Origin of the sequence: Shewanella sp. DW31 (assembly GCF_015767295.1) — a bacterium.
Classification (GTDB): domain Bacteria; phylum Pseudomonadota; class Gammaproteobacteria; order Enterobacterales; family Shewanellaceae; genus Shewanella; species Shewanella oncorhynchi.
This window is the reverse complement of sequence record NZ_JADWMP020000014.1, coordinates 17,910-34,423: the sequence shown is the minus strand read 5'-3', so window position 1 is coordinate 34,423 and position 16,514 is coordinate 17,910. Positions and strand designations below refer to the sequence as shown.

General features: G+C 43.7%; 15 protein-coding genes. 5 read left to right on the top strand and 10 right to left on the bottom strand.

What is annotated here, in order from left to right; all coding sequences use genetic code 11:
- Positions 1–20: 20 nt before the first annotated feature.
- The 8 genes from GWI56_RS12805 to pilB form a co-directional block, all read right to left on the bottom strand.
- A complete protein-coding gene (locus GWI56_RS12805) occupies positions 21–557 on the bottom strand; it encodes a thioredoxin family protein (protein ID WP_198573101.1) in 537 nt (178 codons plus the stop codon).
- Positions 558–787: 230 nt separating this feature from the next.
- The gene (gene mutT / locus GWI56_RS12800; protein WP_198573100.1) at positions 788–1,180 is read right to left on the bottom strand and encodes an 8-oxo-dGTP diphosphatase MutT; all 393 of its coding nucleotides are present in this window, start codon (positions 1,178–1,180) and stop codon (positions 788–790) included.
- 79 nt (positions 1,181–1,259) lie between these two features.
- Complete coding sequence (gene yacG, locus GWI56_RS12795; protein WP_006083355.1) at positions 1,260–1,469, bottom strand: DNA gyrase inhibitor YacG; 210 nt, start codon at positions 1,467–1,469, stop codon at positions 1,260–1,262.
- Positions 1,470–1,542: 73 nt separating this feature from the next.
- Positions 1,543–2,277, bottom strand: coding sequence for a cell division protein ZapD (gene zapD / locus GWI56_RS12790; protein ID WP_198573099.1), 735 nt, complete (start codon positions 2,275–2,277; stop codon positions 1,543–1,545).
- Positions 2,270–2,887, bottom strand: coding sequence for a dephospho-CoA kinase (gene coaE, locus GWI56_RS12785; protein WP_198573098.1), 618 nt, complete (start codon positions 2,885–2,887; stop codon positions 2,270–2,272). Before coaE ends, zapD begins: the two co-directional genes overlap by 8 nt.
- Positions 2,888–2,926: 39 nt before the next feature.
- A complete protein-coding gene (locus GWI56_RS12780; protein ID WP_198573097.1) occupies positions 2,927–3,853 on the bottom strand; it encodes an A24 family peptidase in 927 nt (308 codons plus the stop codon).
- Positions 3,854–3,894: 41 nt separating this feature from the next.
- Positions 3,895–5,166 carry a type II secretion system F family protein gene (locus GWI56_RS12775; RefSeq protein ID WP_198573096.1) on the bottom strand — a complete coding sequence of 424 codons (1,272 nt, stop codon included), beginning with the start codon at positions 5,164–5,166 and terminating at the stop codon, positions 3,895–3,897.
- Positions 5,167–5,303: 137 nt separating this feature from the next.
- Positions 5,304–7,016 carry a type IV-A pilus assembly ATPase PilB gene (gene pilB, locus GWI56_RS12770; protein WP_105250407.1) on the bottom strand — a complete coding sequence of 571 codons (1,713 nt, stop codon included), beginning with the start codon at positions 7,014–7,016 and terminating at the stop codon, positions 5,304–5,306.
- Positions 7,017–7,445: 429 nt separating this feature from the next.
- Between pilB and GWI56_RS12765 the strand changes: the two genes are divergently transcribed.
- Positions 7,446–8,804: an O-antigen ligase family protein gene (locus tag GWI56_RS12765; RefSeq protein WP_198573095.1), complete on the top strand. Its 1,359-nt coding sequence runs from the start codon at positions 7,446–7,448 to the stop codon at positions 8,802–8,804.
- A 149-nt stretch (positions 8,805–8,953) separates the two neighbouring features.
- Here GWI56_RS12765 and GWI56_RS21835 read toward each other — a convergent pair whose 3' ends face one another.
- Entirely contained in the window at positions 8,954–9,316 is a 363-nt protein-coding gene (locus GWI56_RS21835; protein ID WP_198573094.1) for a prepilin-type N-terminal cleavage/methylation domain-containing protein, read from the bottom strand.
- A gap of 750 nt (positions 9,317–10,066) precedes the next feature.
- Positions 10,067–10,948: a carboxylating nicotinate-nucleotide diphosphorylase gene (gene nadC, locus GWI56_RS12755; RefSeq protein WP_105250404.1), complete on the bottom strand. Its 882-nt coding sequence runs from the start codon at positions 10,946–10,948 to the stop codon at positions 10,067–10,069.
- A 258-nt stretch (positions 10,949–11,206) separates the two neighbouring features.
- Between nadC and ampD the strand changes: the two genes are divergently transcribed.
- The 4 genes from ampD to aceE all read left to right on the top strand — a co-directional run bounded on the left by ampD (position 11,207) and on the right by aceE (position 16,514).
- Positions 11,207–11,770: a 1,6-anhydro-N-acetylmuramyl-L-alanine amidase AmpD gene (gene ampD, locus GWI56_RS12750; protein ID WP_198573093.1), complete on the top strand. Its 564-nt coding sequence runs from the start codon at positions 11,207–11,209 to the stop codon at positions 11,768–11,770.
- An 81-nt stretch (positions 11,771–11,851) separates the two neighbouring features.
- Positions 11,852–12,703, top strand: a complete 852-nt coding sequence (ampE, locus tag GWI56_RS12745; RefSeq protein ID WP_198573092.1) for a beta-lactamase regulator AmpE — start codon at positions 11,852–11,854, stop codon at positions 12,701–12,703.
- 310 nt (positions 12,704–13,013) lie between these two features.
- Positions 13,014–13,766 (top strand): pyruvate dehydrogenase complex transcriptional repressor PdhR, encoded by a 753-nt coding sequence (gene pdhR / locus GWI56_RS12740; protein ID WP_105250401.1) that lies wholly within the window; start codon positions 13,014–13,016, stop codon positions 13,764–13,766.
- A gap of 81 nt (positions 13,767–13,847) precedes the next feature.
- On the top strand, positions 13,848–16,514 hold the full coding sequence (aceE, locus tag GWI56_RS12735) for a pyruvate dehydrogenase (acetyl-transferring), homodimeric type (protein ID WP_198573091.1): 2,667 nt from the start codon (positions 13,848–13,850) through the stop codon (positions 16,512–16,514).

The following is a 16,514-nucleotide window of genomic DNA, read 5'->3' as shown; positions in this document are numbered from 1 at the left end:
TATTCTTTGTACTGTGTCGATTATTTCAATAAATCGGCGAGATCTTTTTCTAAGGAAACTGTTGGGCGCTCTACGATGCGGCCAACTTCTTTACCTTGCTGCAGTACAATAAAGGTTGGAATGCGGATAAAGTCGTATTTTGCGGCTAAGCCTTCGGGATCTTTTTTCGTTCGGTCGACACCAATATAGGTCACTTTAATATTGGGATTAGCGACTTCTTCCATAATACGGATAAATCGCGGCGTTTCCCGGTGACAATCTGGGCACCAAGTACCAATGATCACTACAATTTCTGTTGGTTCAGTGATGCTTTTAAGCGGGGTGATTGCAGTGGTATCGACTTGATAGGTTTTATACCCTTCGGCAAACTCATTGAGATCTGTGACTAAATGTTGTGCATCTACTATGCCAGTTAAAATCACTTCTTGTTTCTCCTCACTGCAGGTCGCAATTAAACCCTGTTGTTGTTCTTCAAATCCACAGCCACCATTGGCTAGTACCTGACAACTAAAAAATAAGGCGGTAGTGGCTAGGAATGCCTTAACGTTATTGTGCATGATGCGCCCTCGAAATCGAAGAGAAAGAATGAAATTCGATTCAAACATTATTCTGGATACGATTAAAGCGATTAATTGATTTGCTGCAAGCAAGATCACGCATTGCTAATATCTATAAGCTTAACGATCACAGAATTGCTTAGTTTGTGGAGTTAAGGCATTGAAAAATTTCATCCCCGAATCGTGATTCGGGGACAGAACACATTGAGAGGATAAGGTAAATTGCTGGATTACTGATCCAGAATTTTTTCAAGAATAGGCTTATTAGCTTCTGGGAAGTCGTAATTGGTTAAGTCGGTTTTAGTGACCCAAGCGATAAGCTGACCTTCAAGGCCTTGAGCTGTGCCGTTAAATTCTGTGACTGAATGGATATCGAGTAGCACTTGTTTATCGGGATAGTCGAAACTCAACGCCATAAATGGCTGACTATCAGTGACATTGAGCGCGACTTCCTCTTTGAGTTCACGGATCAATGCCTGAGTGACAGTTTCGCCTGTCTCAACTTTACCACCAGGAAATTCCCATTTCCCACCTTGATGTAAATGATCTGGGCGTTTTGCCAACAGAATTTCACCGGCCGAGTTAGTAATAATGCCGACGGCAACATGGATGCGTTTAGTCATAATATTTATCGATTAATGAGTGGGTAAAAGTAAGTGCATTAAAGGCTTGAGCTGACTGATTTGTGTATAAACCCACAAATTACTCTTTAAAAAAATCGCCTTCATCGAGATCAAATTCATCAAATGCTTCTGGATCAAATTCGGCTTTGACTGGGATTACGTGTTTTTCTGAAGCCCAATCGCCGAGGTCGATCAACTTACAGCGCTCGCTGCAAAAAGGTTTAAATGCAGATTGTGGCACCCACTCGACAGGGGCTTTGCAGATAGGGCAGTTAACGGTCAATGGCATAATTGTTCTCTTGGTTAACGGCGATAAAGCGGCCGCCAATACGAATGTCTTTCAGGCCATTAGTGTAAAGGCTTCATGCACAGGTAGCCAGTAAGAAATCAATTGAACGGTCGGAGTGGCGTTGTTGTTCAAACTGCACAAAATGGATAGCGAAACGGTTTTTATGGCCGCTAATCGTAGGATAACACCCGTGGGAAGCATCGACTTTAACCCTTACCAAAGCAAGTGCTTGGGCACTATCGCCCTGATAAAAGCCAGCATGGGCAATGGCATTGTCGTAATGGGACGTGCTACGAGTCAGTTGGAGTAATAACGTGATCGGGGTAAGTAAAGGTTCGAAATGTGCTATCCAAGAGCGATAATCGTGCTGTTTTTCTTCCCAAGGTTTAGATAACCAATAATGCAGTTGCGGTAGGTCGAAGTTACAGCAAGCACCTGGCATGCCGAAACGTTGTCGTAGCGCGGAAATAAATTTGTCTTGTTTTAATTGGCTGCCGAAGCGTTCAGGCTTTTGTAACGGTTCGCGGGCTTGGGTGAGGGCGTTGATATAGATATTGATTTGCTGGTGGTCGACGTGATCTAATTCTTGCCATTTGTTCAGTTGCAGCAAGTGCCGCTCAATATCTTTTAATACTTCATTGCGATAATCGCAGCGTTCAGACAATTCACAGAGGGAAAACAGCGGATAAAAACATCTATGTTGGTGGTCATTGCTTAGGTTACTTTGCAGCTGTTTATCGAGGTATTCGAGCCGCAAGTAGCTGCGAATTTTCTCGTTTAGGGGCTGTTCGTAAACTAATTCAGTCATGGGCGTTATGAGTACCAGATAGTTGTAAATAGCGTTGGTGCAATGCTAGCACCTCTCGTTTTAAGGCTGATATCTCTCCCTGATTATCAATAATGTCGTCGGCTCGGGCGAGTTTTTCGCTGCGGCTCAATTGGCTGTTAATGATGTTATTTACTTGAGATGCATCAACATTGTCCCTTTTTATGGTGCGGCTGATTTGCAACTCAGGCGAAATATCCACCACTAAAGTCCGATTGACTAACCTATCTAACCCGTTCTCAAATAGCAAGGGTACGACCATAATTACATAGGCTGAGGTTGCTTTTTCTACCCGCGCTAGCATTTCTTGGCGGATCATGGGGTGCAATAGCTGGTTTAACCATTCACGTTCTTCAGGGTGGCTAAATATCCGTTGCCGCAGTTTGGCGCGATCGAGTTCACCTTCTGGCGTTAACATCTCAATGCCAAAATGGCTAACGATGACCTCAAGCCCTTTTGAACCCTGAGCGACAACGTCGCGGGCAACGATATCGGCGTCGACTAAGGTAATGCCTTCTGCGGCGAATAAATTGGCGACAGTCGTTTTACCGCTACCTATGCCGCCAGTAAGGCCGACGATAAACTTTGACATAACATACTCCGGATAACTCAGTGCTTAATTTGCCTGCTTTTACAGTGTTGATAGGTACCAATCAACAATCTGTTGTCCAAATAGTAAGGCTATCCAGCCTGCGGCAGCAATATAAGGCCCAAATGGGATGGGATTACCTTGCTTGAGGCGTTTACTGACAATCATGGCGATGCCAACCACTGCGCCAACGAGGGACGAAAGTAAAATCACCAGCGGCAGCATTTGCCAGCCGAGCCAAGCACCGAAAACGGCGAGTAGTTTAAAGTCCCCATAGCCCATGCCTTCCTTGCCAGTGAGGACCTTAAATAGCCAAAAAATGGACCACAAGCTTAAATAGCCTGCTGCCGCACCGATAATGGCATCGGTTGGACTCGCAAAGGTATGATTTAGATTGATGATCAAGCCGAGCCAAAGTAACGGTAACGTCATTTGGTCAGGCAGCAGCATCTCATCAAGATCGATACCAGTAAGGGCAATAAGTACAAATGTCAGTATGCTCGCAAAGACAAATTGCCAGCTTGGACCAAAGTGCCACGCTAAAGTCGCAACAAGTAGCCCTGTGATGAATTCAATTATTGGGTAGCGGGCGGAAATGGGAGCGTGACAGGCAGCGCATTTTCCCTTGAGCATTAACCAGCCGAATACAGGTAAATTATGCCAAGGTTTAATCGCCGTTTTGCACTTAGGGCAAGCAGAGCCCGGCACCACAAGATTATATTTTTCGGGGAAGCTATCTATAGGTTTATTGAGTTTATCAATACCGATTTGTGTGACTATCTCTGAGTGGTATTCCTGCAAATACTGATTACATTCTTGCTGCCATTCCCGCTTCATCATCACAGGAAATCTGTGGATCACCACATTTAAAAAACTGCCTATGGTAGCGGCAAAAATAAAGCTTAGCGTAATAAAGAGCCAAGGACTCTGATCAAAAGAGTGGCCCAAAAGAGAGATAAATTCAGTCATTCAATTTCTTATATATTATTTGTGGAAGTGAGGCGTAATAATTAGCCGCCAACAATATTACCCATCTGGAAGATAGGTAAATACATGGCAACAATCAAACCACCCACAACAGTACCGATAACCACCATCATAATAGGTTCTATCAGGCTTGATAAGCCATCAACTGCATCGTCGACCTGCATTTCATAGATGGTTGAGACTTTATTGAGCATGTTATCTAATGAGCCGGATTCTTCACCTATCATTACCATTTGCACTAACATATCAGGGAAGAGCCCAGTGGTTTGCATCGCGACATTCATTTGCATCCCCGCCATCACCTCTTGGCGAATCTTTAAAATGGCTTTGCGATAGACCGCATTACCCGATGCGCCAGCGGCGGACTCTAAGCCATCAATTAACGGCACACCTGCGGCAAAGGTGGTGGCTAAGGTGCGGGCGAAACGTGCCATGGCGCCTTTGTGTAAAATCGGTCCAATGGCTGGGATTTTAAGCACGGCTTCATCGACTCTATCCCGTAAAATTTGCGAGTTTCGGTGCGCCCGTACAAATAAAAATACACCGCCGACAATGGCAGCTAAAAAGATATACCAAGAAGATTGTAAGCCGCGGGAAATATGCAGTACCAGTTGCGTAAAGGCGGGCAGTTCTGCACCAAAGCCTTTAAAAATATCTTCAAACTGTGGCACCACAAAAAGAAGTAACAAAACCGTAACTAAAATAGCGACAATTACAACTGCAGCAGGATAAAACATGGCCTTCTTAATTTTTGATTTGAGCGCTTCCGTTTTTTCTCTGTAGGTTGCGACTCGATCGAAAACCAAATCGAGTGAACCTGAATGCTCACCCGCGGCGACTAAGTCTACATATAGTTCGTCGAAGTAACGTCTATGGGGGCGCATAGCATCGGATAAGGGAATACCCGATTGAATTTCGGTTAAAATAGTACCCAGTAATTCCCGCATTTTAGCTTTTTCATGGCCACGGCCGAGTAGTTCAAATGTCGTTACCAAAGGAACGCCTGCCGCCAACATAGTCGCGACTTGACGGGTCATCATGGCAATATCCATAGGGGTGATATTGGCTTCACCTAACTTAAATAGCGGAGAGGACTGCTTACGAACGCTCTTAGGGTTTACTCCTTGTGATTTAAGCTGGCTACGGATTTCGGCTGCGGTAGCACCTCTAAGCTCTCCTGCCGTTTTTTTTCCATCGCGGTTAACGCCTTTCCATTCGAAGGTATAGATTTTGGGCTGGCTTTTTTGCTCGGCTTTCTTAGTTCGAGACTTTCTTGTTGTCGTTGCCGTAGCCATAAATTATCCCTGTAAATAAATCATTCTAGATTTCTAGTTAACTGAACGCTGTGCTTGCGAAATAGTTTGGACTCTAAGATTCAAATATACGAGTAGTAATACGGTATTGCCTAAATTTTAGATATAAAAGATTGGATTTAGCCAAAACTGGTTACGCGATTGACTTCTGCAATACTAGTTACGCCATGAATTACTTTCAATAATCCTGACTGACGCAAATCCCGCATCCCTTGCGCTTTAGCTTGGGAGGCGATTTGTAAGGAGTTACCGCCTTCCATGATAGTACGCGCTATCTCATCGGACATCTTCATCACTTCGTAAATACCAACCCGGCCTTTGTAGCCAGCAGAGCAATGTTCACAGCCTACAGGTTTAAAGGTGGTAAAACCTTGGGTAATTTGTGTTTGAGAAAAACCTAAACGTAATAGTTCATGCTCAGGGATGATTTCAGCTTGCTTACATTCGGGGCAAAGTCGACGCGCCAAACGCTGGGCAATAATCAGGTTAACTGAGCTGGCGATATTATAACCGGGCACGCCCATATTGATTAAACGGGTCAAGGTTTCGGCGGCCGAGTTTGTGTGTAGGGTCGATAACACTAAGTGACCCGTTTGTGCCGCTTTAATGGCAATTTCGGCGGTTTCAAGATCACGGATTTCACCCACCATCACTACATCGGGGTCTTGGCGCAGGAATGAGCGTAAAGCAGAGGCGAAAGTGAGACCGGCTTTTAAGTTAATGTGAACTTGGTTTACACCCTCAAGGTTTATTTCTACCGGATCTTCGGCGGTAGAAATATTACGCTCTTCAGTATTGAGAATATTTAACCCAGTATAGAGTGAGACGGTTTTACCTGAGCCTGTTGGGCCGGTCACTAAAATCATCCCTTGGGGTTTTGCTAACATCTCAAGGTAAAGTTTTTCTTGGTCGGGCTCGTAGCCGAGCTTTTCAATGCCCAATTGTGCGGAGGAAGAATCCAAGATCCGCATTACAATTTTTTCGCCCCATAAGGTCGGCAGGGTACTTACCCGAAAGTCGATGGACTTAGTGCGGGAAAGTTTCATCTTGATTCGACCGTCTTGCGGCACGCGGCGTTCGGCGATATCAAGTTTCGACATTACTTTTAGGCGCGCAGATAAACGACCTGCAAGGCTTATAGGGGGTTCAGAGACTTCGTGTAAAATACCGTCGATGCGAAAACGAATGCGGTAGCGCTTCTCATAGGGTTCAAAGTGTAAATCCGAGGCTCCTTTACGAATGGCATCGGTTAGAATTTTATTGATATAGATAACAATAGGTGCATCATCGCTGGCCTCGCCTGCGGACTCTTCATTACGTCTGTCAGTGTCGGTAATTTCAATGCTCGCCAGTGCCGCTTCATCCATGCCGCCTAAATCTAGGCCGCTGATGTCTTCTTCGAGGATTTTTTCTAGCGCTTTAGCCAATTTATCTTCTTCAACCAGAATCGCTTCGGCGTGCAGGCCTGCACTAAATTGGAAATCTTCGAGGGCGGCAATATTGGTCGGGTCGGATGTGCCTATATAGAGGCGATTACCCCGTTTAAACAGCGGTAAGCAGCGGTGTTTTTCAATGAGTTTTTTGTTGAGGAAGTCCTCAGGAATGGAAGCAAGATCAAACTCATTGAGATCGAGTAGTGGCGTGCCATATTCCTCATAGCACATCTCTGCAATGGCACGTGCTGAAACCAGTTTACTTTGAACTAAAGTGCTGACTAACGCTTGCTTATTTTGACGGGATTTTGTGATGGCGTTCGCCATCTGCTCTTCATTTAGCAGACCTTTACGGATAAACAGGGTCGATAAACCCAAATGCAGGCCTGTAGATGGCATAGAGACTCCAGTTGTAAACAAGTGTTGAAATAATAACGTCTTTATAGCATTTTGTCATATTTAGTCTAATGAAAAAGCTATCCTTGGAACAAACAAATTTATGTGTGCGGAAGTTCATTGATATAGTGAGGTTTAAAACATTATTTACTTAATTTTCAATTATTTGTTGTTGGTTTTGAACGTTGTGGTCATCGTAAGTCTAGGAGCATACGTATAGCAAGGAACTTCCGAGATGTACCGTATGAAATCAATTTTTATTTTTAGCAGAAAAACATTAAAAATTTTGGATTTTTAAAGTTTTAATAAAAAGAAGAAGTTGCAAACTTTTATAGTCTTAGGTGAACGTTATGGAGGTGACTTAACATAAATTTGTATGATAATTAGTAAATTATAACGTTATAGCCATTAATTATTTGAGGAAGTCTGTATATGCAATTGGGAGCTTATTCTTGGGGACTATTAATTACATTTGCATGTATTTTCCTGCTTGGGACTGTATTTTCTTTTAATTTTTCTTATCTTGTTGGTATCGACAGTGAGTATGATCTAAAGCGTTTTCTTGTTATTGGTTTTATTTGGCTTGCTTCGTTGGGGTTATGTTTTGTTAAGGATGCTGAGTTCATAAGGCTTTCAAGGTTGACCAAGGTGTCTTTAACGATTTTTTTTGTATTGGCTATTGTATCTGCTTTTTTCAGTAAACATCCATTTTGGGGAATGGTTGAAATAACTAATATCGGAATACTAATAATAGCATTTTACTTGTTTGCTTTGAGTATTAATTCGATGAAGCGCAGCATCTTGTATTTTGCCGTTTATGCGGGAGTTTTATTCTTTTCTGTATTGACGTTTGCTAAATATATTTTATTTTTATTCTTTTCTTATGCGGATGCACAAAGCTTCGATATTCATGGCTTGCTTACGGGTTATGTGAATGTCCGCTTTTTTAACCAACTGCAAGTAATGGTGACACCTCTGCTTTTTTTGCCTTTTTTTGTTCAAGGTTTAGCTAAGTTCAAACGAGTATCCATAGTTTTTGTTGCACTACATTGGGCTGTGTTGTTACAGACTGAAGCCCGGGGAGCTATGCTCTCGCTCATGTTAGTGGCAGGCGTGCTGTTGTTTTTTGTAGATGCAAATACCCGCAAACAATTCATTTCGACCATGTTGCAAACCATGTTATTTGGTATCTGCATATGGCTAGTGTTTATCATCATAATTCCATACTGGTTGATGGACAGTGTAAGTTTTCAGATTAGAACTGGGAGTTCTGGAAGGTTAGATTTATGGCTGTATGTTCTTAAATCTATTCCCGAATATTTGTGGTTGGGTTTTGGGCCGATGAGTTTTACTTGGGCTGAAGGTAAACCATTACCACATGCTCATCCACATAACTCTATAATGCAATTACTTTATGAGTACGGCGTTATCAGCAGTATCGTTTGCATAGCTTGGGTATTGAGTCGAATTTATAAGAAATTACGATATTTATATCTAGCAAACGACGTCGAGGTCATTCCTATTATTTATGCTCTGTTATCTGGGCTTTGTTACTCTTTGTTTTGTGGTGTGGTTGTTATGCCTTTTGCGCAATTAATGTTGATATTTGTGGTCGCGATGCAAGTGCAATATGGTACATGTCGTGGCTATAAAGCAAGTGTCGTAGTTAGGATGTTATTGTTTTTAGTCGTGAGTGTTATGGCGTTTGTGTTATTGAACACTTACAAGAATGAAGAGTTGCTCCCTGCCTTATTTCCTAGAATGTGGGTGAATGGATTGATTAGCTATTAAGTTGTAAATATGTTTGATGTTGACAGATGTGTGATACTACAAATTTTCTAAGAAAAATACTTTTTAAGACTGGCTCTGACTATCTATAACCTATAGCATTTTTCTAAAAAAGAACACCTTGCTAACAAGGTGTTCTTTATAAAAAGAAATTAGCTAGCAGCTACACATGAAGCAGTTGCCATAGTACATGTAATATTTTTTACAGGATCTGATTTCGGTACATAAACTCTTGTTGTGTCAGCAGCTGCAGCAACCGGGCCGCTAGCACAAGCTGATGCAGAGTACACTGGTAAAGGGGTGATTCCACCAATAACTGCAGCAGCATATGCTTTTTCGAATGAAGCTGCTTCTGATAAGCATGAGTTAACTTTACCTTTATTCACATAATCCTTATACGCAGGCAGTGCAATTGCTGCCAAAATACCGATAATGGCGACAACGATCATTAGTTCGATCAGAGTAAAACCCTGAGCTTTTTTATTTAATGCTGTGTTTAAATTCATGGCCTTCATTTTTCTCTCCAGCTAACTATTTAGTGACTTACTGTGGTTGAATAGAGTGTTTAACCTAACCGCTGTTTTACTCTATAAATTGTGTTATCTCATCAAACTTTATTACTCATTTATGTCAATAAAATCATTTATATGATCTATGTAACATTAACAGTACACCGATGATCTTGAATGACCCATGTGTAATGACTCATGCTGATTTATCCAAGCCAGCTTTACTAAATTAGCACTAAGTTAATGCTGGGTTAGCGCTTGTTTGAATAAATTGTTTCGGCAACCGCACCTTAGGCTAACGTTTTCAAAAATATGCCTCTCAAAAAACGTGAACTAGGCAATTTTAAAAAGAATCCCAGTGCTGACCTTAGGTGAGGTTGACCAAACGGCCATCTCGCCTTGGTAAAAGTTAGTACAAAGTTAGGTAAAAGGAAACAAAAATTAAGTATAAAGTACTAATAAAGTGTTGTTTTTGTATAAGAGGCTAACTTATCGACATGTTAGGTTATAACAACTTTTTGACAATATCTGTTTAGCTGGCGTGTGTCTCGATGTTGTCAAATTGGTGACATGAAATGGTGACGGGGTGGGGGAATCGTGAGGGTGAATGCTGAGTATGATAGTGCTGGCACGATTTCACATTTGGTTTGGAGGAGTCCTACAAAAACAAATGCATTTCGCCTTAATATTTTATGAGTGGAATGTGCTTACGGTACTTTGCGAGAACATTCCACTACCAGCTAACATCCAGCGGTTTTAAGCTTTTAATCTGAGTGATAAATCTAAGGCGCGAACATGCTTAGTGAGTGCGCCAACTGAGATATAGTCCACCCCTGTTTTGGCGAATTCGGCTAAGGTATCTAAGGTGACATTACCAGAGACTTCGAGCTTAGCGCCGGCGCCTTTAGCTTTATATTGATTGTTCATTTCAACCGCTTCGACCATCTTAGTGATGTCGAAGTTATCTAACATTATGATATCTGTGCCAGAGTCGAGTGCTAAGGCGAGCTCTTCGAGTGACTCCACTTCGACTTCAACGGGTTTATTCGGGTACAAGCTGCGGGCGGTATCTACGGCTTGGCGAATACCGCCACAGGCCATAATGTGGTTTTCTTTAATCAAAAAAGCATCATATAAACCAATACGATGGTTTTTTCCGCCACCGCAGGTGACGGCATATTTTTGTGCCGTGCGTAGGCCTGGAATTGTCTTGCGAGTATCTAACAAACGAGTGTGAGTCCCCGCCAGTTTATCGACATAATGTTTGGTTAAGGTGGCAACACCAGAAAGTGTTTGGATAAAGTTCATTGCCGTGCGTTCGCCAGTGAGAATAGCGCGCGCAGGACCTGATAATTCACATAATAGCTGGTTGGGTAATACTAGATCGCCATCATCCACATGCCAATGTAGTGCGACTTCACCACCGAGTTGGTTAAAAACCTGCTCTGCCCATGCTTTACCACAAAAAACGCCTTCTTCACGGGTGATTAAAGTGGCTTCAGCGTACTTATCGGCGGGGATCAACATTGCTGTGATGTCGCCATAAGCGATAGCTTTGGTTTGATCGTTGATTTCGGTGCCACCTAAGTCTTCACTGAGGGCAGATTTTACTGATTGGCGGATATCGTTTTCTAACATAAGCGGAGTCCTTGCATTACGGCCTACTTGCATTTTAGGTTAAGATTACCACGGCCTTAGGTCTCACGGAACAGGTTGGAAGATTGAGCAAAAGGAGTAAGCTGCAGCCTTATTTAAATTGAGAGTGGATGGTTTGCTCCATGATCTCAATGTTAAAAGATAGCTCAGTCAGTAAGTTCCGTGCGCAGGGTTTCTTCTTTGCTTGGAGGAATACTGTTAGAGTAAGGCGGTATATGTGGCATAGAGGATAAGCTCATCATGCGGTTTGATTCGGGTTGGTGTGATAGTGCGAGGCGTTGTGAGTCGCCACATTTTAATCAACGTCCCTTGAATGAAGTGAGTTTGTTAGTGATCCACAATATTAGTCTGCCCGCAGGCTGCTTTGGATTACCTTACATTGATCAATTATTTCAAGGGTGTTTAGATACTAATGTCGATTCCAGCTTTGCACCGTTGCAGGGGTTGCAAGTGTCGGCGCACTTTTTGATCCGCCGCAATGGCGAGCGTGTCCAATATGTAAGCTGTAATGACAGGGCTTGGCATGCTGGGGTGTCTCGTTATGGTGAGAGAGAGAATTGTAATGATTTTTCCATTGGTATTGAACTGGAAGGCACAGATACTGAGCCTTACACTCCTGAGCAATATCAGTCACTCATCGAGTTAACACATGCCCTACTGGTAGAATATCCATTGTTGAGTATTGAACGGATTGTGGGTCATTGTGATATTGCACCAATGCGGAAAACGGACCCAGGGCAAAGTTTTGATTGGGAAGGATATTTAGGCAAGTTAAAGGAATATACTCAGGCGTTGCGCTCTTAGTTAATCAATTAACTTTTTGGATTTTAGACGTATTCCATATAAACCTAGACTATTTATGGACAAATTATAGAGGTACAGCCCATGGCATTATTTTCACTCTTGGTCGCCATTTTAGTGGAGCGACTTAAATTTCTTCCTTCATCATGGCAATTTGATCGTTTACTGCAATCCTATCAGACAACATTTTTCGGTGATAAAGCGTCACTGACAAGCGTGATGATGGCGTTGGCGTTAGTGCTACCAGCCTTGTTGGTATATGTTTTATCTTGGTTAGTGGCGGGAATGTTTTGGGGCTTATTAAGTTTAGCCCTATGGATTGTTGTGGCAGTGGTTTGTTTTAACCATCAGAAACAGCGTGATATTTTCAAAAAGTATATGCAAGCGGCTTGTCGCTCAGATGTCCAAGCTTGTTACCATTATGCCGCTGAACTCGATTGTAGCGAGTGTTTAGATGCTGTATCCGAGAAAGACCTTGGTGCCAAAGTGGGTCAAAGTGTTGCTTGGATTAACTATCGTTATTATGGTGCCGTGGCGCTGTTTTTCATTTTTTTAGGCCCAGTCGGTGCTGTACTGTATTGCACGGTACGTTTTTATGCTGAAGAGAATGCCCGTAAATCCCTAGAGCTACCCTTAGTCAACGAAGTGATTACGCTACTGGATTGGTTACCGAGCCGAATTTTCGCCTTTGGTTATGCCTTAAGTGGTCAATTTAGTGAAGGTTTAGCGGCATGGCGCCGTAATGGGTTGACCTTAAATGTGAGCGCTCGCACTGTGGTGGCTGAAACAGCATTAGCGGCACAACCTTTACCTGAGGTCGCAAGTGCACCTATATGTGTACAATCAACCTTAGCATTATTAGTGCTCAGTAAACGTAACTTTACACTTATTGTTGCAATACTTTCATTACTGACCATTTTTGGATTGGTGAGCTAAAAGAAGGATGCTTCGCAGCGAGAATCGAGAACGCTTCGCTGCTAGGGCGTCGCTGTGCTCCTTCTAGTCTAGAACCTAGAATCTATCCGCTGCGCTTTTTGTAGCGCCTAGTAGGGCGAAGCCCGTGCTTTTGTCAAATGGTCTGACCCCATAAACATTTTTTTCCGCTATGCTCTCTCTTCGTGAGTGCTTTTGATCGAGATCGCTTTTAAGGAGTGATCTTCAATCTGGACATCAAAACGCTGATTTGATAAAGTGCGCTCACTCAAAAAAATTGGTAAGACCAATTTACAACGGAGCTGAGCGCCTGATGGCCTATAGTAAAATTAATCAGCCAAAAATTTCTGACGTGATCATGGCGCAATTAGAGCAAATGATCTTAGAGGGTAGTTTACAGCCCGGTCAGAAGTTACCGCCTGAACGCGAACTGGCGATCCAGTTTGAAGTGTCTCGACCTTCTTTGCGTGAAGCTATTCAAAAGCTTGAGGCAAAAGGACTGTTAATGCGCCGCCAAGGCGGTGGTACTTATGTCAAAGAACAACTCTGGCAGACCCTTGCCGATCCTATTGTTGAACTGATGAATTCAGATCCAGAGAGTCAGTACGACTTACTGGAGTTCCGCCATGCCACCGAAGGTATGATGGCCTATTTTGCGGCCCTGCGTGGTACCGACGCCGATATGCAAAATATCAAGCGTATGATCCTCGAGGTGGAAGCCGCCACTGATATCGAACAAAAAGCTGCTGCGATTGTGCGTTTTTATCGTGCTGTGGCGGAAGCGTCACATAACGTGGCTATGTTACACCTCGTTCTTAGTTTAACCCCTGTGCTGCATCAAAATGTGGCGCAAAACCTGGAGCTTTTAAGCCGCCGCGAAGAAGCTTCTACTATGGCTAACGATCACAGACGGGCCTTGCTCGCTGCCATCGTTCGTCGTGATCCCGACGCCGCCAGAGAAGCCTCGAATGAACACTTAAGTTACATCGAAGAGGTGATGTTATCTGTGCGGGAAGAAGATAGCCGGTTGCAGCGAAGCTTGCGCCGTTTAAAGAGTGGCGCTTAAGTTCTGTGATTTAGCTGCCTGCTAAATCGGAATATGCCGCAAACACCATTCATTATCATGTATATAGAGAAGGACAGTGTCATGTCTGAAGATATGCTACAAGACGTAGATCCGTTAGAGACTCAGGAATGGGTTGATGCCCTGCAAGCCGTGTTGGAACAGGAAGGCCCAGAGCGCGCGCATTTTTTACTAGAAAAGCTGATCGATAAAGCGCGTCGTAATGGCACTCACTTGCCTTATAACGCCACAACGGCTTACCTGAACACTATCCCTGCGGGTCAAGAGCCGCACATGCCTGGCAACCAAGAGATGGAACGTCGCATTCGCGCCATCATCCGTTGGAACGCTTTAGCTATGGTGCTTCGTGGTTCTAAGAAAGATTTAGAATTAGGCGGCCATATTTCAAGCTTCGCCTCAAGCGCGACTATTTATGACGTATGTTTTAACCACTTCTTCCGCGCACCAAATGAAAAAGACGGTGGCGATTTAGTGTATTTCCAAGGCCATATCGCCCCTGGTATTTATGCGCGTTCATTCTTAGAAGGTCGCTTAAGCGAAGACCAACTGGCTAACTTCCGTCAAGAAGTGGATGGCAAGGGTCTGTCTTCATACCCACATCCAAAACTGATGCCGGATTACTGGCAATTCCCAACGGTTTCTATGGGCTTAGGTCCTATTCAAGCGATTTATCAGGCGCGTTTCCTGAAATATCTGACTGACCGTGGTCTGAAAGATTGTTCAGCACAAACCGTTTACTGTTTCTTAGGTGACGGTGAGTGTGATGAGCCAGAAGCTTTAGGTGCGATAGGTTTAGCGGCTCGTGAAGAATTAGATAACTTAGTCTTCATCGTTAACTGTAACTTACAGCGTCTTGATGGCCCTGTACGTGGTAACGGTAAGATCATCCAAGAACTTGAAGGCGAATTCCGCGGCGCAGGCTGGGAAGTCGTTAAAGTGATTTGGGGTCGTTACTGGGATCCATTATTAGCCCGTGATACAAGCGGTAAGTTACTGCAGTTAATGGAAGAAACCGTTGACGGTGAATACCAAAACTGTAAAGCCAAAGGTGGCGCTTATACTCGCGAACACTTCTTTGGTAAGTATCCTGAAACGGCAGAAATGGTTGCTAACATGTCAGATGATGACATTTGGCGCTTAAACCGTGGCGGTCATGATCCAGTGAAAGTGTACGCTGCCTTAGATCACGCACAAAAAACCAAAGGTCGCCCAACGGTGATTTTAGCTAAAACCGTAAAAGGTTATGGCTTAGGTGATGCGGGTGAAGGTAAAAACATCGCTCACAACGTGAAGAAAATGGGTATCGAGTCTATCCGTTACTTCCGCGATCGTTTCAATATTCCGATCCCAGATGACCAGTTAGAAGATCTGCCTTTCTATCACCCAGGTCCAGATTCTGAAGAAGTGAAGTACATGATGAGCCGTCGTGAAGCGCTGCATGGTAGCGTGCCACAACGTCGTCAAAAGTTCACCGAAGAGATGGAAGTGCCTTCACTGAAGATTTTCGATTCGATTTTACAGGGCTCAAACGGCCGTGAAATTTCATCGACTATGGCATTCGTTCGTGTTCTGACAGCATTGCTGAAAGACAAGAAAATTGGCAAAAACATTGTGCCAATTATTCCTGACGAAGCCCGTACTTTCGGCATGGAAGGTTTGTTCCGTCAAGTGGGTATTTATGCTCACGAAGGCCAAAAATATATTCCGCAGGATTCTGACCAAGTTGCTTACTACCGTGAAGATAAAACCGGCCAAGTATTGCAAGAAGGGATTAACGAACTCGGCGCTATGTCTTCATGGGTATCAGCAGCGACGAGCTACTCAGTCAACGATACACCTATGATCCCGTTCTACATCTACTACTCAATGTTCGGTTTCCAACGTATTGGCGACATGGCTTGGGCAGCGGGTGACATGCGTGCTCGTGGTTTCTTAGTCGGTGGTACTTCCGGTCGTACAACGCTTAACGGCGAAGGTTTACAGCATCAAGATGGTCACAGCCACGTATTGGCGAACACTATCCCTAACTGTATTACTTACGATCCAACATACGGCTACGAAATCGCTGTTGTGGTACAAGATGGTATCCGTCGTATGTACGGCGAGAATCAAGAAGATATCTTCTACTACTTGACCACAATGAACGAAAACTATGAGCAACCAGCCATGCCAGAAGGCGCGGAAGTGGGCATAGTGAAAGGTATCTACAAGTTAGAAACGGTTGCGGGTTCAGGTAAAGGCAAAGTTCAGTTAATGAGCTGTGGCACTATTCTTGAGCAAACTCGTAAAGCGGCGCAAGCACTGGCGAAAGACTTTGGTATTACTGCCGACGTATTTAGCGTGACTAGCTTTAACGAGTTGACTCGCGATGGTCAAGCTGCCGAGCGCTGGAACATGTTGCACCCAACGCAAACGCCAAAACAAGCCTATATCAGCCAAGTGATTGCAAGCGATGCGCCTGCAATCGTCGCGACTGACTATATGAAGATTTACGGCGAACAGTTACGTGCTTATATTCCTACCGATTACAAAGTGTTAGGTACTGACGGTTTCGGTCGTTCAGACAGCCGCGAGAATCTGCGTCACCACTTCGAAGTGGACGCTAAGTTTATCGTTATTGCGGCACTGAAATCACTGGTTGATCGCAAAGAGCTGCCTGTCGATGTGTTAGCAAAAGCCATTAAAGAATATGGTATCGACGCTGACAAGATCAATCCACAGTACGCGTAA